Source organism: Allobosea sp. TBD101 (genome assembly GCF_059817965.1).
In genome coordinates this window covers 2742470-2759542 of the sequence record NZ_CM187543.1, presented here as the reverse complement: position 1 = coordinate 2759542, position 17073 = coordinate 2742470, and the positions used below count along the sequence as shown (strand labels likewise).

Below are 17073 nucleotides of genomic sequence, written 5' to 3'. Positions count from 1 at the left end.
TCAGGCGAGTGCGACGGGACGGCCGGAGGCATCGACGACGAGCTCGCCGTCCTCCTTGCGGAATTCGCCGAGCTGGGGCGGCAGCAGGGGCAGGACCGCCTCCGACGGCCGGCACAGCTTCACGCCCTTGAGCGACACGACCAACGGACGGTTCATTAGAATGGGATGGGCCTCGATCGCATCGAGCAGGACTTCGTTGGAAAGGCTCAGGTTGCCGAGGCCGAGTTCGGCGAAGGGCGTGCCCTTTTCGCGCAGGATGTCCCGGGCGGTCAGCCCGGCGCGATCGAGAAGCTGCTTCAGCAGCGCCCGGCTCGGCGGCGTCTTCAGATACTCGATGACGTGCGGCTCGACGCCGGCATTGCGGATCAGCGCGAGCGTGTTTCGAGAAGTCCCGCAGGCCGGGTTGTGGTAGATGATGACGTCCATCACGCCACCTCCGGGCGACCGCCGCTCGCGCCCTCGAGGCCCCCAATCCGCCGAACCTGCTGAGCCAACGCCATCTCGTCGAGGCTGGCGACGGGCAGCGACAGGAGGACGTTGATCCGGTTCCTGAGATAGCGCAACGCCGTCACGAAGGCTCGCTCGCGCTCGATCTCGCTGCCCTGGACGTTGGACGGGTCCTCGATGCCCCAGTGCGCCGTGATCGGTTGCCCGGGCCAATGCGGGCAGGCCTCGCCCGCCGCCTGATCGCAGACGGTGATCACGAGATCCATGACGGGTGCGCCGGGCTTCGCGAAGAAATCCCAGGTCTTCGACGACAGGCCCTCGGTCGGGATGCCTTCGGCATCCAGAACCTTGAGCGCCATCGGCTTCGGCCCGGGGCCGCCCTCGCTGCCGGCGGAGAAGGCCCGAAAACGTCCTTCGCTGAGATGGTTTAGCAAGGCCTCGGCCATGATCGACCGAGCGGAGTTATGCGTGCAGAGGAACAGCACGTTGTGGACGCGATCAGGCATCGGTCGTGACCTTTGGCGGGCAGCAGGGCGTGAGCTCAACCAGGAGCGGCGCGCAGATCTCCGCACGGCCACCGCAGCAATCCTTGAGGAGGAACCCGATGGCCAATCGAAGCGCGTCGAGATCGGCTCGGTAGATGATCGAGCGACTGAAGCGCTCCGAACGGACGAGCCCTGCCCGGCTGAGGATACTCAGATGGGACGACATGGTGTTGTGGGGAACTTCGAGACGGCGAGCGACCTCGCCGGCAGGCAACCCCTCTGGCTCCGCGCTCACCAGCAGGCGGAAGACGTCGAGGCGAGTACTCTGCGCCAGCGCTGCCAGCGCGAGGATGACTTGCTCATTTTCCATATGTCGAGACTTATCGACATTAATATCGAAACGCAAGGCGGGTGTCGGTTGGAGACGACGCGAACCAAACTTGCTTTCGGCGGCAACTTCTCACTCAACGTTCGGCCCCGCACTCGCCGAGCGTTGGCCCGAAGATGCCGACACCGCGGATCGGATCCGTAGCGTCATGATGATCGCACTGGAAGGCCGAAACGTGAAGGGCACGGTCGCCGCTCTCCGAAAGAACCCCGGCTTTGCGGCCATGCACACGACGAATGGTCTTTGGGACCTTATCGCCGAGATCGAGGTCCCAAGCATGGCCGAATTCAATCGGCTCCTGACCGGCATTCGCGTGATGGAGGGCATCTCGAAACCCGAGACGCACCTGTGTCTCGGCCCCGCATAACCGGCAGCATCATCTGCCGGGCAGCCTATCAGCTCTTCGCCGAGCTGAGATGTGAGACCTGCGGTTGGAAGATCGGCGACTGAAGCCCGACCTTCGGATCGCTGAAGGGTCTTTCGGCCTCCTTTCTCCGGGCGAGCGGCGTCATTCTCCTCGTCACCCGGACCAAGGAGTGACCATGAACCCGAAGGAACTCATCGACCGCATCGCTTCCATGCCGCCGCAAGGCGCCGCCGCCACGGCGGCAATGCGCGGTGCTAACGCAGCGGTCGTCGGGATTCTCGGTGCCGCCCCTTATGACCCGGTCTGGGCGAGCGCCGTTCAATCACGACACGTTTTCGTTCTGCCGCTTGCGGGCTTTCTGCTCCTCATCATCTGTAAAGCACCGCCCTGGATCACCGTGGCATTTCTGGCCGTCGCTGGCGTACTCACGCATTCTAAGAGCGATGGAGCCTTATGATCATCCTCCGTGCCTCGGGGCCGCAGGTGCCGATGCCCCAGCAACCGCTGCCGCTCCCGATCACTCACAAATGATAGGTGCCGCGTTAACACGAGCGGCAGCAAATTTGATGCTCGTGACCGAGGCTGCGGGGCGTGCTGGGATGGAGTCCTTTTTAGATGCAGCATCGTTTCGATGGTGGCAGGATCGCCAAGGTTTTCGCCTCCGGACAATCGATGCGCATCGTCGTACTCGCTGACATCCATGGGAATCGCGAGGCACTCGATTCAGTGAAGGAGGCTGTCGCTGCGGCGGCCCCGGACGTGATCGTGATTGCCGGCGATATCGTCGGGTATGGGCCGGATCCGGCTTATGCAGTGGAAGTTGCGGCGCAGTACGCCGCGAACGGTGCGCGGGTGGTGCTCGGCAATCACGATCAGGCGGTCCACCAAGAGGACCGTGGCATGACCAAGGCCGCTCGCGACGCAATTCACTGGACGCGCAGCCAACTTTCGGAAGAACATCGTGCCTTCCTCGCCGGACTGCCTCTGACAATCGTGGAGGAGGATCGCCTCTATGTTCATGCGAGTGCCAACGAGCCCGGCCGCTGGCGCTACATCCTGGACGCGCAGGCAGCGGAATCCGCCTTCGATGCAACCGGAGCGCGTCTCATCGTCTGCGGCCACACGCACGTTCCAGCCATGTTCTATGCTCGTGTCGGCTACCCGCCCGTCGCGTTTCGGCCGCTTGACAATCAACCGGCACCGTTGATCGCGACGCGTCGACACCTTGTGGTCGCGGGCTCCGTCGGGCAGCCACGAGACGGCAATCCGGCCGCCTGCTTCGCTCTCATCGACTTGGAGCAGCGCTGCGTCACCATGCGGCGCGTGCCCTATGATGCAGAAACGACTGCCCGCAAGGTGCTGGCGGCGGGGCTGCCGCCGGCTCTCGCCACGCGGCTCATTTTCGGTCGGTGAACGGAATGCGCTTCCACGAAGGACAGGTGATCGACGGCTTCACGCTGAAATCGCTGATGCCTTCCGGCGGTATGGCTTCACTCTGGCGGGCACATCATCCGGATGTGGAAGCCCCCGTCGTCCTCAAGATTCCCTTTCTCGAGCCCGGCCAGGATGTCTCGACCGTCATCGGCTACGAGGTCGAAGAACTGATCCTGAAGCGCCTATCAGGCCCCCATGTTCCGCGCTACATCCGCTCCGGCGATCTGGCGGAGACGCCCTACATCGCTATGGAGTTCGTCGAAGGCGAAAGCCTCGCACGGATCGCCAAGAATGCGCCACTCTCGCCCGAGGAGGTCGCGCGCATCGGCGCCGAGGTGGCGGCCGCCGTCGCCAGCCTGCATCAGCAGCAGGTGGCACATCTCGACTTGAAGCCCGAGAACGTCATCCTCGCCGCCCGCGGCGCGGTGCTGCTCGATTTCGGCCTCTCACGCCATGCCGGCCTGCCAGACCTGCTTTCGGAGGAAAGCAACGTCCCAATGGGCTCAGCCGCCTATATCGCACCCGAGCAGGTGCTGGGCGACCGGTCCGACCCTTCGAGCGACATCTTCGCCCTGGGCGGCATCCTCTATCTGCTCGCCACCGGAGAGCCGCCGTTCGGCTGGCCCTCGACACAGGCGGGGATGAAGCGAAGGCTCTATCAGGCGCCGAAGCCGCCCTCCGCCCGCAATCCGAAGGTACCGGCCTGGCTGGAAACGATCATTCAGAAATGCCTCGAGGTCGATCGCGAGCGCCGCTATGCGGATGCCGCCCGGGTCGCTTTCGAGTTGCGCAACCCTGAGCAGGTGGTGATCGTCGAGCCCCTGCCACAGCGTCGCTGGTGGGACTGGCTCCTCGCAGCGTTCCAGAAGCGCGATGATCTTCTGCTCACCGGCGCTCCAACGGCCCGTCGGCGCGAGGCCGGTCCGGCACTTATCCTGGCGGCAGTCGACCTCGCCGATGGCGTCAATCCGCTGGCCGATGCCGTGCTCGCCGAGACCGGTCGGCTCTTGGCGGCCCGCACCGATTCACGCCTCTCTTGCCTAACCGTCCTGAAGACCGAGATTCTGCGGGAGGACGTCGTGGCGGACAGCGCTGGCCACTCCGTCTACATCAAGCGGCTGGTTGCGCTTAAGGCCTGGGCGAGCCCGCTCGGCCTTGCCGAGGACCGGATCAGCTACCACGTCGTGCAGGCGGTGAGCGCGGCCGACGCTATATTGCGTTATGCCGAGCATAACCAGATCGGCCACATTATCCTCGGTGCGCGCGGCGCCTCCACCCTGCGCCGCCATCTCGGCAGCGTCTCGTCCAAGGTCGTGGCCGAGGCCGGATGCTCGGTGACGGTGGTACGGAACAGGTCTTCCACCTAACGCGCGTAGCGTGATGCAGTCATAGCGACGAGGTTGCCGCGCTTCCAAGGAAGTTCGCCCGAACTATCCAGGTCGTGCCGCCAAAATCACCCTCCGCGATTACGCGATGCCGATCGCCATCGGCAGGTTCTTGAAGATCACATAGATCGCGACCGTCAGGATGAGCGCAGCGAAGATGCGGTTCAGCGTGGCCTTGCCTTTCGAGAGATGCGTCGCCAGGAGCATGCCGAGAATGCCGCCCGCGACGCCGCCCGAGATGAACTGCACTGCGACGACCCAGTCGACAAGGCCGCTGCGGGCATAGTTCAGCGCCGTCGCCAGGCCGAACGTTCCCACTGCGAGCAAGGAGGAGCCGATGGCATTGATCATCGGCATGCCGGTGGCGAAGACGAGCGCCGGCACGATGAGGAAGCCGCCACCGATACCGAAGAAGCCGGAGGCGCCGCCCGTCGCCAGCGCCGCGGCGGCGGTGAGCGCACACATGCGCCGATCCACCGGCCGCTCATCGCCTCGGCTGACGCCGCGCGGCCGCAGCATCAGCAGCCCCACAACAACCATCAGTGCGCCGAAGAGCAGGAGAAGTCGTGTTCCGTCGACGACGAGGCCGAGGCTCGATCCGACAAGGGCGCCGAGCGAACCGAGCGCCGCGAAGACTGATGCGCAGAGCCAGCGGACATGGCCCTTCCGGGCATGGGCGAGCAGGTTGGCATAGGCATTGATCGAGACTGCCAGCGCGCCAGTGCCAATCGCGATATGCGGGCTGGCGACGCCGACGACGTAGAGCAGCAGTGGCGTGGCCAGGATCGAGCCGCCCCCGCCGACCAGCCCAAGGCTGAAGCCCACGAGGCCGCCGGAAGCGAGGGCAGGGACGAGGGTCGAGGTCATCGCGGCAGCATCCCCGCGATCACCCGATCATGCAGTATCATCCCCACCACCATCGCTGCGACGAACAGGAGAACCGGGACGAGGCCCATCGACAGCGCCGAGACCGCCGGGCCCGGGCAGAAGCCGGCGAGACCCCATCCGGCTCCGAACAGCGCCGAGCCCGCTAGCAGCCTCCCATCGATCTCCGTCTTCTCCGGCAGGTGGAAGCTGTCGTCGAGCAAAGGGCGCCGCAGACGGCGTTGCAGCATGACGCCCGGCACCGCCACGAGCACAGCGCCGCCGAGCACGAAGGCCAGGCTCGGGTCCCAATGACCGCTGGCGAGATTGAGGAAGCCGAGCACGCGCGCCGGATCCAGCATTCCGGAGAGCGACAGGCCGAATCCGAACAGCGCACCGGCAAGGAGCGCAACGACGATACGCAGGGGCGCGAGAGGCTTCACCGCAGGAACTCCATCAGCGTCGCCATGGCGACCCCCGCGAGGAGGAAGGTCGCGGTCGCGGCGAAAGAACGTCTCGAAAAGCGGGCAAGGCCGAGGATGCCGTGTCCCGAGGTGCAGCCCGAGCCCATGCGCGTGCCGATGCCGACGGCCAGCCCGGCCACGAGGACCAGGGGCCAGGACGTAGCGATGGTCACGGACGGGAAGCTCCCGAAGGCCAGCATGTAGAGCGGCGGGCCGCTGATGAGCCCGATGACGAAAGCCGCATTCAGCGGGACCTGCGCGCCGCCGAGCAAGCGGCCGACGATGCCGCTGATGCCGGCGATCCGTCCGTCGAGCAGCAGGAGCGCGACGGCGGAGAGGCCGAGCAACATGCCGCCGATCAGAGAAGGCCAATAGACACTCATGGCTGCTGCTCCGGTTCGCAATAGATGGCGTAGAGGGCTTCGATCAGGCGCGCGGCCTTCTCTTCGCTCAGGCGGTAGAAGATCTGCTTGGCTTCGCGGCGCGTCGTGACGACCCCGGCTTCGCGCAATGCGCCGAGCTGCTGCGACAGCGTCGGCTGACGGATGCCGAGCCGCTCCTCGAGCTCGCCGACGGCGTATTCGCCCTCGGCGAGTGCGCAGGCGAGCCGCAGACGTGCTGGATGCGACAACGTCTTGAGCAAGGCGGCAACCTCGCCAGCGCGCTCCTCCATCTCAGCCGGCGGCATCGTGCGGATCATTGCGGCGGCCATCACCATGCGGCCCCCGAGAGCGCATCGAGCGGGAATTTGAGATAGCGCCTTCCGTTGGCTTCGGGCTCCGGCAGCCGGCCGCCGCGGATGTTGACCTGGAGTGCATGCAAGATCAGCTTCGGCATCGGCAGGGTGCGGTCGCGCGCTTCCCGCAGCGCGACGAAGCGCTCCTCCGTCATATTGACGAGGTGCGGGTTTGCACGCTTTTGCTCGCCCACGGTGCTCTCCCATCTGGCGCCGCGCCCGCCAGGCTCGTAGTCGTGCCCGGTGAACAAGCGCGTCTCTTCCGGCAGGGCCAGGATCGCCTGGATCGACGCCCACAGGGCCCGGGCGCTGCCGCCCGGGAAATCCGCGCGCGCCGTGCCGGAATCCGGCATGAAGATCGTATCGTGCACGAATGCCGCGTCACCGATCACATAGGTCACAGAGGCAAGGGTATGGCCGGGCGAGAACATCACGCGACCCGAGAGTTCTCCCACCTTGAAGCTGTCGCCTTCGGCGAAGAGTCGATCCCATTGCGAACCGTCGATCGCCAGTTCCGGCCAGTTGTAGATGCCCTGCCATAGCTTCTGGACATCCGTGACGCGCGCGCCGATGGCTGTCCGGGCACCTGTTTTCTGCTTGAGATAATGAGCGGCCGAGAAGTGATCGGCGTGGGGATGGGTGTCGAGGATCCACTCGACGGTGAGCCCCTCGCGCGCCACATAGGCGAGGATCGTGTCGGCCTGATGCGTGGCGGTCGCGCCGGACTTCTCATCGAACTCATAGACCGGGTCGATGATCGCGCAGCGCCTCGTCTTCGGATCGGTTACGACATACTGAATGCTGCCGGTGCGCGGCTCGTAGAAGCCCTTAACTTGCGGCGCCTTGGCCGCATTCCGGGCGAGCCACTGCACCGCGCCCGAGAGATCGAAGCCGTGCGCGCGACCGAAAGCCTCAACCTCGCCGGGCTTCATTCGCCCTGCCAGCACCTCGCCCAGCACGTGCAGCGTCAATGATCGCGTGCCGCTGCGGCAATGGGCGTAGACGCGCCCCTTGGCCCCCGACACTGCCTCTTGGAAGGAGCGGATATCGGCTTCGGTGATCGTCGTCGCCGTCACCGGAATGAAGCGATAAACAAGACCCGACTGCTCGAGAATCGCCTTCTCGGCGGCGCTGCTGGGTTGTCCAGTTTCCTCACCGTCGGGTCGGTTGTTGATAATGGTGGCGAAGCCGGTCGCCGCCAGCGTGGCGAGCGCCTCCTGCCTCGGCTGACTGGCGATCGTCAGCCGGTCGTCGATCTTGACGGCAGTCATCGTGAGCATCCTCTCAGCAGAAATCACTTTACAGTTAAATATAATATATATCGACTAAATGCAAGCCCGCCTGCGGCCGACCCCGCTAATGGCGTTCCAACTGCTTCGTCAGGAGGCTGGAACGCCATTAGCGGGGTCGGCTTCATCACCCGAAGAGCCCCGCCACAAGCAAGCCTGGCTCGCTTCACACAGCATTTGTTTCCGCTGCAATGGTTTGACGGAAGCCGTCGCGATCGCGCAACGGACCCACCACATCGCGCGGCAGAGCATTGTTGTCGGTCTCGGCCTGTCGGGCATTGCCATGGTTTTCGCGGCCTTCGGCTTGATCCCTCCCGTGGCCGGGGCCCTTCTTCAGGAGGGCATCGATATCGCGGTCATTCTCAACGCGTTGCGAACGCTTGCAGGGCCGAAAGAGTGGCGTTTCCGGCTCGCTTGGAAGCGGCGCCAGTTCGCCCATGATCGCAGGCCCTGAGCAGTTCGCTCTCCGATCATTTCGTTTTTGATTTCTCTCAAAGTGACCGACCGAGATCCGTGCTTGGTTCACGCATCGGTCCGGTTGGCCGCACGCCAGATACCGGGCTTTGATTGAGCGGCACGATCTTCGCGGCTCTACCGCACCGCTCGCCATCGTCTCACAGGAGGCCGTCATGGCAGGAGCAGCAACCAAGCTTCCAATCAAGAGTGAAACCCGTGTGCCTTCGCCTCGCCGAGCCGAGCCGGCGGGCCTCGAAGGCTTTTGGAACGAGATGGAGCGACTGTTCGACACTTTCGGCTTTCGCTCGGGCCGACATCCGTTCGCGAGCGCGCCTTCCTTCGACCTATCCCTGCCCCGCTTCGAGCGTTGGGGAAGTGTCCCCGCAGTCGACGTGTCCAAGACGGACAATCTCTACGAGATCACCGCCGAGCTCCCGGGCATGGCCCCGGCTGACGTGCAGGTCAAGCTATCCGAAGGCGTTCTGACGATCAGCGGCGAGAAGAAAAGCGAGAAGGAGCGGAAGGACGAGGACGCCTATGTATCCGAGCGCCGCTATGGTTCCTTCTTCCGTTCATTTCGCATGCCCGACGATATCGCCGCCGACAAGATCGACGCGAACTTCGCCAACGGCATCCTGACAATCAAGGTGCCGCGGCAGGCGAGGTCTCAGCCGAAGGAAGAGGTCATCCCCGTCAAGGCGGCCTGACGCCGTCGGCATCGCGCCGCAAGCGCTCGCATTCGCGAGAGTATCCTGGGCACTTGCCGATATGCCGAGCGATCAGTGAGCACTTCCGTAGCGATCCGGGAGAAAGCCAATGATGTATGTCGTCACACTCCATCTTGCGCGAACGCCCACCCATCCGGACGGACACCCGGGCTGCGGGTACGAGATTCACGCACCATTGGACGCGAAACTCCATCTTGATCCCAAAGCTTGGCAGCGAAACCGTGACAAGTGCCGTGTCCGACGCTTCTGGGCTGGTGAAGCCGATCGATACGGTTGGCTGGTGCATCGGGCCGGCGGATCGGGTGGGGCAACCTGGTGCATCGACTATGACGATGCCGGCACTGCCGACGATGAGCCCGGGTTCCGGTTCGACGGCCATCGCTTCGGAGCGGGCGACTATATCTCGATCAGAAATGCCGAGGATGGGGTTCTGCTGCCGTTCCAGGTTGCCTCGATGAAGCTGAAATAACCCGCTCGCGGGTGAAGCAGCGAATCCTTGGTTCCTCCTCCGCGCTGAGCCGCCGTTCAGCGTGATCCTCGCACACGAAGGCCCCGCGATGAGTTCGAACATTCGCAACTTCGCCAGCATCATGGTTTGCGTGGGACCGTCGAACGACGCCGAAAACCGTGTCGCGCTGGCCGTCTCGCTCGCGTCCCGTTTCGGCAGCCGCCTGATCGGCGTAGCCGCCGAGGAGGCAGCGATCCCCTATCTCGAAGACGGTTTGGGTACCGCGCGTCCGATCCTGGTCGAGAACGCCCGAAAAGCCGCTATGGAAGATCTCGGGCAAGCAGAGGCGAACTTCCGACGTGGCGCCGGCTCGCTACCGGACGTCGAGTGGCGCTGGAGTACCGAAGAGCCCAACTCGTTCATCGTCAACCAGGCACGCGCCGCCGATCTCGTGGTCGTCGCAAGGTCGTCTTCGGGAACGTCCCATCGGCTCATGACGATCGACCCCAGCGAAGCAGTCTTACGATTGGGCCGCCCCGTGCTTGTCGTCCCGCATGACTGCCGGGAGATATTCGCCCGGAGTGTCATCGTAGCCTGGAAGGACACGCGGGAAGCGCGGCGCGCCGTGCTCGATGCCCTGCCATTTCTCCAACGCGCCGAAACCGTGACGGTGCTTTCCGTTGACGAAGAAGCAAGCACGGCGGGCACGGAGGATGTCTGCGCGCACCTAGCGCGCCACGGTATTGCCAGTCGGCACTTGGCGCGCGCGCCGCTGTCGGGCTCCTGCGCCGACACCATCGTAGATGCTGCGCTCGAGGAAGGTAGCGACCTGATCGTGTCGGGCGCTTACGGGCACACCCGGATGCGAGAATGGGTTTTCGGGGGCGTTACGGGCGATCTTCTCGCCCATTCGCCAATACCCTGCTTGATGTCGCATTGAGGATGATCCCCACCAGAGATCACGCAAACATATGTCGAATTTTCAGCGCCGAATTATTGATAATTATCAATGTAATAAGCGTATAGATAACCAAACTGAAGATACACCCAAACACAGGAGGCTGCCATGGGTGATTTATCTCTTCGCGAAAGCGTGCTGAACGAGTTGGAATTCGAGCCAAGCGTCAATGCGGCCCATATCGGCGTCGCCGCCGACAATGGCGTCGTCACCTTATCCGGACATGTCGGCAGCTACGCCGAAAAGCTGATGGCCGAGCGTGTGGTCCAACGCGTGAAAGGCGTTCGGGCGATCGCACAGGAAATCGAGGTCCGCTGGCCGAGCGATCAGAAAACCAACGATGACGAGATCGCGCAGCGCGCGCTCAAGATCATCGAATGGGATACCACGATTCCCAACGGCAAGGTCCAGCTCAAGGTGCAGAAGGGCTGGGTCACCCTGACCGGCGAGGTCCCGTGGTACTTCCAGAGCAGTGCCGCGCAAACCGCCGTTCGGAAGCTGTCGGGCGTGACTGGCATCACCAACAACATCACCATCAAGCCCACCGTCCAGGCCGGCGACATCAAGCACCGGATCGAGGACGCTTTGAAGCGCAATGCCGAACTCGAGGCGAACCAGATCCGCGTTCTCGTTTCGGGCGGCCGCGTGACTCTCGAGGGCAAGGTGAGCGCATGGCACGAACGCGTGCTCGCCGAACGAGCTGCCTGGGCCGCTCCCGGGGTCGCGATCGTCGAGGACCGTCTCGCAGTGGCCTGAGGGCTTCCGGGAAAAGCAGACCGGCCGCGATCCGCGTCTCGGCCGGTCCCTCCGGGCAATCTCGACGGCTAACTCATGTCGAGGAGCGATCATGCTTGCGACACGGCTGGCGAAACAGGAAGAGCAAAGTATTCGAAGAACCCATTCCGCTCTGATCCCGGCATACCTCATGCGCGACGACGGAAGCGTGTTCAGGATTTGGCCGAGCGGCCACATCGAACGGATCGGCGCGCAGCCCGGCAAGTGCGATTGCCGCTTCCCCGAATACGAGAAGCCGGGCACTGGCGATAAGAGGTTGTCCGGCTGAGTAGGAGTTCGGCTGCATCCAAGGACACAACTTCATCCCGGCTGCAAGGTCTTGAACCCGGCGCAGCGCTTCCATGTAACGCTCGTTGCCGATTGAATCCGAAAGATCGCGTGGCGTGCGAGGTCAACAATGTCGAAGAAGGTCGACTCTCAATCCGATTACGACCAGTGCAACACCCTGCTTCTGAGCGCTTATTTTTGCGTGATGGGCCGATCAACGTTCGATCAGAATTTACGAAAATCGATCGAAGAGGCATTGACGATATTACTTAAGGAAAAAGACAAAAGAACGACGTCAAACGTTATCCCATTTTGCCGCGAATCGTCACAACGGCAGCTCACTGATCGATAGGACAAAGCGTTTCATCGAGTAATTTTTTCTCGAGACGCTCGATAAGATCACCTTGCGCCGCCAGGATGCGCAACCGTGCTTCCGGAAGTGAGAACCAAGCCGCACGGTCGATTTCGGGAAATCGGTGAATCCGACCGCTGCCACGCGGCCATTCCATCTCAACCTCACTACCACAACGAATCCGCTCCGTGTCCAGGTCACCCTCGATGGCAAAGCCTTCGACGATCTTCCCGGACCTTTGTCGAATGCATCCGAGCGGAGCGAGCGGCCCTTCAGGCATGGTTCCCAGTTCCTCGGCGAATTCACGTCGCGCGGTTTCCTCCGCGGCCTCGCCCGGATGCGGCTCGCCCTTGGGAATCGACCAGGCACCCAAATCCTTGCGCCGCCAGAACGGGCCGCCCGGGTGGACGAGGAGAACCTCGGCACCTTCCTCCGCAACGCGATACATGAGAATTCCGGCACTGGACGAAGCCATCGAAGTAATTCCACCGCCTCCAAATTTTGCGTTGCGTCAAAGACCCGATGAAGCCCCCGGAGGAAACTCTCCATCGCCGCCATTCAGGCGAATGAGACAATTCAGGAGGTTCCCATGCCTATGACGAAGCCTGTCTCCAACTCTCTCGCGCCAGACCAGATCGGCACCACCGCCATGGTCGATGAAGGCATGCAGATGGTCAAAGCCCAGCTCGCCGCAACAACCGTGCTGCCGCAGAAGATCTGGGAGACCCAGCTCGCGATCACCTCGGAAATCCTGGCGTTCATGGGCCGCCGCATGCAAGCCCAGGCCGAATTCTGCGCCAAGCTCGGCCGCTGCAAGGAAATCGGCGAGGCGGTGGACGCCCAGCAGGACTTCGCCAAAGGCGTCGGCGGCGCCTATGCCGACGAGGCCGAGAAATTGTCGACGCTCGCGCGGAAGAACGTGGATGCCTGGACCGGGGTCGGCGCCCAGTACATGTCGGGCTGGACTGGCAATCACAAAGCCGCAGCCTAAGTCTCTATCCGGAAGCCTGTCTGAGTCGAGTTTCCACCATTCGGCTCAGACGGCTATGCGGTTGGTCTTACCCGCGCCAATGCATCCTCGGCGATAACAGCTTCCTCGTCGGTCGGGATTACGAAAGCCGCCACAGGAGCATCGGTCCGGCTGATCCGGGTTGCATTCGCCACATTGGCGGCCTCGTCGAGTTCGAGACCCAACCATTTCAACCGCCTCGCCACGGCAGCGCGGATTGACGGCTGATGCTCGCCGATTCCGGCAGTGAATACGATCGCATCGAACCCGCCCAACGTTGCCGCAAGCCGGGCCCACCTCCCCCGCGATGCGGAAGCAAAACAGGTCGAGAGCCTCATGCGCTTCAGGCCTTTCGCTGTCGAGGAGATCGCGGCTGTCGGGACTGATCCCGGATACGCCGAGCAGGCCACTGCGGCGGTAGAGCAAATCCTCCACAAGCCGCGGCTTGGGATAGGCTGGCAGGCTCATCGCATAGGCATGGCAGATGCGGCGTTCGGTGGTGAGGCCGGAGCCTGAAGCGACGACGGCGCCGAGCAACTCATCCGAATGAAAGCTGCCCTTCATGAGGGCCGCCGCCTGGCCCGATACCGCAAGCTCGACGGCGCGCGCGGCCGCGGCAGCCTGGATCTTCGCCTCCGGGCCGACGAGGAGCGGCTGCAACAGCCCCTCGTCACGGACTTAGATCGCGGCCAGGATGGCTTCCGGCGAGCAGGGATGGACGATCGCGGCGCTCAACGACGGCAGGGCACGGGCTTGTGCCATGATGCTGTCGTAGCGATCGGAATGCTTCAGCGTGACTTCGGAAAGGCGCAGGCGCGGCCGGGTCACGCATTGGCCGGGTGCCATCACCGTCGCCGTGCCGGACAGAACCGTTTCGCCGCGCTGGTTGGAGCAAGCGGTATCCAGCACGACGGCTCGCTTCGACGCCTCCTAGCTTCGGACCGTGACGGTCGCCGTAATGGTATTGCCGGGCGTGACCGGCTTCAGGAAGCGCAGATCCTGCCCGAGATAGATCGTACCCGGTCCGGACAGCTGCGTGCCGAGCACCGCCGAGACCAGCGCCGCGGTCCACATGCCGTGCGCCACGACATGCCCGAACGGATCAGCCGCAGCGAAGGCTGCATCCAGATGGGCGGGGTTGGCATCCTCCGAGACGGAAGCGAACAGCTCGATGTCGTCAGGCTGGACGATGCGGACGGCGACGCGCTTTCGCCGATCGCGATCTCGTCGAACGTCCGGTTGGTGAGGAGCTCCTGGTCCACGGCTCACCTTTGCAGCACATAGGTTCCCGGTGCATCGCAGAGCGGTTCTCGTCCGCTTCCAGCACCACCGAACGCGGGTGGCACGACCTGCTCGGGCGACGATAAGCCCTCGAGCCATTCCGTCCAGGCCTCCCACCACGAGCCTTCGCGTGTCCGCGCTGCGGCGAACCACTCGTCGGGACCGAGGCAGATATCGCCATGCTTCTTCGCGAGCATCCGATACCGGCGCCCGGGATGACCGGGCTTGCTGACGATTCCCGCATTGTGCCCGCCACTCGTCAGCACGAAGGTCAAGTCGGCATCGATCAACAGGTGCAGCTTGTGGACCGAACGCCACGGCGCGACATGGTCGCGCTCGGTCGCGACCGCGAAGGTCGGTGTGCGGATATTCTGGAGCGCCGCAGGTCGTCCCTCCACCATGAAGCGGCCGCTCGCCAGATCGTTGTCGAGATAGAGGCCGCGCAGGTATTCCGCCTGCATGCGATAGGGCATGCGCGTGGAATCCGCGTTCCAGGCCATCAGATCGAACATCGGGGAGCGTTCCCCCATCAGATAGTCGTGCACCAGCCGCGACCAGATCAGATCGTTCGAGCGCAGGAGCTGAAAGGCCGCGGCCATCTGGTCGGCCGACAGGTAGCCGCGGTTCCACATCATGCTGTCGAGAAAGCGCAGTTCGCTCGTATCGATGAACAGCGCAAGCTCACCTGGCTCGCTGAAATCGGTCTGGGCCGCGAGGAAGGTCAGCGATGCCAGTCGCCCGTCGGCGTCGCGCACCATCGCCGCGGCTGCGATCGCCAGAAGCGTGCCGCCCAGACAGTATCCGGCAGCGTGAACCTTGCGACCGGGCATGATCGCAGCGATGGCATCCAGCGCAGCCATCACCCCGCTGCGGCGATAGTCATCGAGAGCGAGTTCTCGGTCGTCGGCATCGGGGTTGCGCCAGGAGATGCAGAAGACCGTGTACCCGGCGCCAACGAGGTAGCGCACTAGCGAATTCTCCGGCGACAGATCGAGGATATAGTACTTCATGATCCAGGCCGGGACGATCAGGATCGGCTCGGCGCGGACGGTCGGCGTCGCCGGCGCGTACTGGATCAGTTCGATCAGGTGGTTGCGGAAGACGACCTTGCCGGGCGTCGCCGCCACGTCCCGGCCGACGACGAAGCGTTCGGCGCCGACAGGAGGCTGTCCGGCGAGCTGCCGTTGCAGATCCTCGATCCAGTTCCTCCAGCCCTCGACGAAATTGGCGCCGCCGGTCTCGCGGGCACGCGCGATCACCTCCGGGTTGGTCAAGGGGTTGTTCGCGGGGGAGAACATGTCGAGGAGCTGGCGGGCGACGAAAGAGACCACCTCCTCATGGTGAGGCTCCACGCCTGGCACCTCATGCGTGACGTTGTGCCACCATTGCTGGTTGAGCAGGAACGCCTGCGCCATGAAGCCAAAGGGCGGCCTGCTCCATTCCGGCGCCGCGAAGCGGCGGTCGCCGGGCAGCGGCGCGATGCAGGGATCGGCCTTCGGCTGGAAAAGCCCCGATGCGACATGTCCGCCCAGGCGGGCGGCCTTGCGCGCCGCCTTGGCTGCGAGTTCGAGCTGCTTGCCGGGCGCGGCTGCGAGATGGATAGCCCAGTCGAGATAGGCCAGCGTCAGGGCCATCGGCGAAAACCCGCCGGTGAGCTTCGCTGTCGCCGCTTCGCGCATGCGATCGATCGCTGAGAATGCCTCCTCGCCGAGCGTCTCCTCCCTGCAAGGTTGCTGTCTCCGAAGCTTCCGAGACAAGCCGGTTCGGGATGAGGACTGCATGGCTTTCTTCCCGCGAAACTCTCGCCAAGATGCGCTCCAAAAGCCCCGCGCTCCTTGAGCTTGGTCAAAGCCGATGCCACCTCCCCCAGGTAGGTTCTTCAGCGCGCAGAGCGGGAGAATCCCATGAAGGCGATGGTTCTGAACGCCGCGGGCAGCCCACTAGTAGAGGAGTCGCGCCCCGATCCTGCACCTGCCCCGGGAGAACTACGGATCAAGGTTGAGGCTTGCGCCATCTGCCGTACGGATCTGCATGTCGTCGATGGCGAACTGCCCGATCTGCAATGCCCACGCGTCCCTGGTCACGAAGTCGTCGGCCGGGTCGATCTGGTCGGATCAGATATCGCGTCCGGATTGATCGGTCGGCGCGTCGGCCTCGGCTGGCTGGGGCATACATGCGGGCATTGTCCCTATTGCCATGCCCTCCGCGAGAACCTGTGCGACACCCCGGAATTCACCGGCTACACCCGCGATGGCGGCTTCGCCACGCACGTCATTGCCGAGGCGGCCTATGTCTTCCCGCTGGATGAATTCCCCGACCCCGTCGCTGCCGCACCCTTGATGTGCGCAGGGTTGATCGGCTGGCGCAGCCTACGCAGCGCCGGCGCAGCCCGGCGGATCGGTCTCTACGGTTTCGGCGCTGCCGCTCACATCCTCACGCAAATCTGCCGTTGGCAGGGGCGCGAAGTCTATGCTTTCACCCGTCCGGGCGACGAATCAGCACAGGCTCATGCCCTATCGCTCGGTGCATGCTGGGCCGGAAGCTCCGAAGAAAAGCCGCCGGTGCCGCTCGACGCCGCGCTGATCTTCGCGCCCGTCGGCGCGCTGGTCCCGCTGGCCCTGAGCGCCGTCGTGAAGGGCGGGCGCGTCGTCTGCGGCGGCATCCATATGAGCGACATTCCCGGCTTCGGCTACGATCTGCTCTGGCACGAACGCGAACTTGTTTCGGTCGCCAATCTTACCCGAGCAGACGGCCGCGAATTCCTGTCGATCGCCCAGCTGGCCGGCATCAGGACGAAAACCACAATCTATCCCTTGGAGCGGGCGAACGAGGCACTGTCTGATCTGCGCGCCGGCCGGTTGCAGGGCGCGGCGGTGCTGGTGCCATGACGCTCTCGGGGCTCATTGCCGCGATATCCGAG

At 63.9% G+C, this 17073-nt stretch carries 22 protein-coding genes and 3 pseudogenes; 12 read left to right on the top strand and 13 right to left on the bottom strand.

The genetic code is table 11. The annotated features are described in order from the left end of the window. From arsC to AC6RIC_RS13550, 3 genes are read right to left on the bottom strand one after another with little or no spacing between them, the layout of a single operon-like run. A complete protein-coding gene (gene arsC, locus AC6RIC_RS13560) occupies positions 1-426 on the bottom strand; it encodes an arsenate reductase (glutaredoxin) (protein ID WP_499736521.1) in 426 nt (141 codons plus the stop codon). Then, positions 426-953, bottom strand: coding sequence for an arsenate reductase ArsC (locus tag AC6RIC_RS13555; protein WP_454656759.1), 528 nt, complete (start codon positions 951-953; stop codon positions 426-428). Before AC6RIC_RS13555 ends, arsC begins: the two co-directional genes overlap by 1 nt. Beyond that, the gene (locus tag AC6RIC_RS13550; RefSeq protein ID WP_499736520.1) at positions 946-1302 is read right to left on the bottom strand and encodes an ArsR/SmtB family transcription factor; all 357 of its coding nucleotides are present in this window, start codon (positions 1300-1302) and stop codon (positions 946-948) included. Before AC6RIC_RS13550 ends, AC6RIC_RS13555 begins: the two co-directional genes overlap by 8 nt. A 166-nt stretch (positions 1303-1468) precedes the next feature. On the opposite strand from AC6RIC_RS13550, the gene AC6RIC_RS13545 reads away from it, so the two are divergent. The 4 genes and pseudogenes from AC6RIC_RS13545 (at position 1469) to AC6RIC_RS13530 (ending at position 4488) form a co-directional block, all read left to right on the top strand. Then, the gene (locus AC6RIC_RS13545; protein ID WP_454656758.1) at positions 1469-1687 is read left to right on the top strand and encodes an Lrp/AsnC ligand binding domain-containing protein; all 219 of its coding nucleotides are present in this window, start codon (positions 1469-1471) and stop codon (positions 1685-1687) included. A 232-nt stretch (positions 1688-1919) separates the two neighbouring features. Further along, positions 1920-2144, top strand: a pseudogene (locus AC6RIC_RS13540) (chromate transporter); the annotation flags it as partial. 158 nt (positions 2145-2302) lie between these two features. After that, positions 2303-3100: a metallophosphoesterase family protein gene (locus tag AC6RIC_RS13535; RefSeq protein WP_499736519.1), complete on the top strand. Its 798-nt coding sequence runs from the start codon at positions 2303-2305 to the stop codon at positions 3098-3100. A gap of 5 nt (positions 3101-3105) precedes the next feature. Next, on the top strand, positions 3106-4488 hold the full coding sequence (locus AC6RIC_RS13530; RefSeq protein WP_499736518.1) for a protein kinase domain-containing protein: 1383 nt from the start codon (positions 3106-3108) through the stop codon (positions 4486-4488). A 99-nt stretch (positions 4489-4587) separates the two neighbouring features. Here the strand turns inward: AC6RIC_RS13530 and AC6RIC_RS13525 are convergent, their stop codons facing one another. From AC6RIC_RS13525 to blh, 5 genes are read right to left on the bottom strand one after another with little or no spacing between them, the layout of a single operon-like run. After that, entirely contained in the window at positions 4588-5373 is a 786-nt protein-coding gene (locus tag AC6RIC_RS13525; protein ID WP_454656755.1) for a sulfite exporter TauE/SafE family protein, read from the bottom strand. Then, the gene (locus AC6RIC_RS13520; protein WP_454656754.1) at positions 5370-5813 is read right to left on the bottom strand and encodes a DUF6691 family protein; all 444 of its coding nucleotides are present in this window, start codon (positions 5811-5813) and stop codon (positions 5370-5372) included. The genes AC6RIC_RS13525 and AC6RIC_RS13520 overlap by 4 nt, the downstream gene beginning before the upstream one ends. Further along, positions 5810-6217 carry a YeeE/YedE family protein gene (locus AC6RIC_RS13515; RefSeq protein ID WP_454656753.1) on the bottom strand — a complete coding sequence of 136 codons (408 nt, stop codon included), beginning with the start codon at positions 6215-6217 and terminating at the stop codon, positions 5810-5812. The genes AC6RIC_RS13520 and AC6RIC_RS13515 overlap by 4 nt, the downstream gene beginning before the upstream one ends. Next, positions 6214-6552: a sulfite-sensing transcriptional repressor BigR gene (bigR, locus tag AC6RIC_RS13510; RefSeq protein WP_454656752.1), complete on the bottom strand. Its 339-nt coding sequence runs from the start codon at positions 6550-6552 to the stop codon at positions 6214-6216. The genes AC6RIC_RS13515 and bigR overlap by 4 nt, the downstream gene beginning before the upstream one ends. Further along, positions 6546-7841: a bifunctional sulfur transferase/dioxygenase Blh gene (gene blh / locus AC6RIC_RS13505; protein ID WP_499736517.1), complete on the bottom strand. Its 1296-nt coding sequence runs from the start codon at positions 7839-7841 to the stop codon at positions 6546-6548. Before blh ends, bigR begins: the two co-directional genes overlap by 7 nt. 220 nt (positions 7842-8061) lie before the next feature. On the opposite strand from blh, the pseudogene AC6RIC_RS13500 reads away from it, so the two are divergent. The 6 genes and pseudogenes from AC6RIC_RS13500 to AC6RIC_RS13475 form a co-directional block, all read left to right on the top strand. Beyond that, positions 8062-8313 (top strand): annotated as a pseudogene (locus tag AC6RIC_RS13500) (hypothetical protein); the annotation flags it as partial. Positions 8314-8707: 394 nt separating this feature from the next. Further along, positions 8708-9022, top strand: a complete 315-nt coding sequence (locus AC6RIC_RS13495; protein WP_499736516.1) for an Hsp20/alpha crystallin family protein — start codon at positions 8708-8710, stop codon at positions 9020-9022. Positions 9023-9131: 109 nt separating this feature from the next. Further along, the gene (locus tag AC6RIC_RS13490) at positions 9132-9512 is read left to right on the top strand and encodes a hypothetical protein (RefSeq protein WP_454656749.1); all 381 of its coding nucleotides are present in this window, start codon (positions 9132-9134) and stop codon (positions 9510-9512) included. An 88-nt stretch (positions 9513-9600) separates the two neighbouring features. Then, the gene (locus AC6RIC_RS13485) at positions 9601-10431 is read left to right on the top strand and encodes a universal stress protein (protein WP_499736515.1); all 831 of its coding nucleotides are present in this window, start codon (positions 9601-9603) and stop codon (positions 10429-10431) included. Positions 10432-10584: 153 nt separating this feature from the next. Next, complete coding sequence (locus AC6RIC_RS13480; RefSeq protein WP_499736514.1) at positions 10585-11205, top strand: BON domain-containing protein; 621 nt, start codon at positions 10585-10587, stop codon at positions 11203-11205. 91 nt (positions 11206-11296) lie between these two features. Next, positions 11297-11512, top strand: coding sequence for a hypothetical protein (locus AC6RIC_RS13475; protein ID WP_454656746.1), 216 nt, complete (start codon positions 11297-11299; stop codon positions 11510-11512). A 337-nt stretch (positions 11513-11849) separates the two neighbouring features. On the opposite strand, the gene AC6RIC_RS13470 is transcribed toward AC6RIC_RS13475, so the two are convergent. Then, a complete protein-coding gene (locus tag AC6RIC_RS13470) occupies positions 11850-12338 on the bottom strand; it encodes an NUDIX hydrolase (RefSeq protein WP_454656745.1) in 489 nt (162 codons plus the stop codon). A 114-nt stretch (positions 12339-12452) separates the two neighbouring features. Between AC6RIC_RS13470 and AC6RIC_RS13465 the strand changes: the two genes are divergently transcribed. Then, a complete protein-coding gene (locus AC6RIC_RS13465; protein ID WP_499736513.1) occupies positions 12453-12854 on the top strand; it encodes a phasin family protein in 402 nt (133 codons plus the stop codon). Positions 12855-12907: 53 nt separating this feature from the next. Here the strand turns inward: AC6RIC_RS13465 and AC6RIC_RS13460 are convergent. The 4 genes and pseudogenes from AC6RIC_RS13460 to AC6RIC_RS13445 all read right to left on the bottom strand — a co-directional run. Next, positions 12908-13307, bottom strand: a pseudogene (locus tag AC6RIC_RS13460) (acetate/propionate family kinase); the annotation flags it as partial. Between the two features lie 243 nt (positions 13308-13550). Then, the gene (locus AC6RIC_RS13455) at positions 13551-13781 is read right to left on the bottom strand and encodes a hypothetical protein (protein ID WP_499736512.1); all 231 of its coding nucleotides are present in this window, start codon (positions 13779-13781) and stop codon (positions 13551-13553) included. 21 nt (positions 13782-13802) lie between these two features. Beyond that, positions 13803-14141 carry a MaoC/PaaZ C-terminal domain-containing protein gene (locus tag AC6RIC_RS13450; RefSeq protein ID WP_499736511.1) on the bottom strand — a complete coding sequence of 113 codons (339 nt, stop codon included), beginning with the start codon at positions 14139-14141 and terminating at the stop codon, positions 13803-13805. Continuing rightward, complete coding sequence (locus tag AC6RIC_RS13445) at positions 14138-15832, bottom strand: PHA/PHB synthase family protein (protein ID WP_499736510.1); 1695 nt, start codon at positions 15830-15832, stop codon at positions 14138-14140. The genes AC6RIC_RS13450 and AC6RIC_RS13445 overlap by 4 nt, the downstream gene beginning before the upstream one ends. Before the next feature lie 225 nt (positions 15833-16057). Between AC6RIC_RS13445 and AC6RIC_RS13440 the strand changes: the two genes are divergently transcribed. After that, positions 16058-17041: a zinc-dependent alcohol dehydrogenase family protein gene (locus AC6RIC_RS13440; RefSeq protein WP_454656741.1), complete on the top strand. Its 984-nt coding sequence runs from the start codon at positions 16058-16060 to the stop codon at positions 17039-17041. Positions 17042-17073 lie beyond the last annotated feature (32 nt).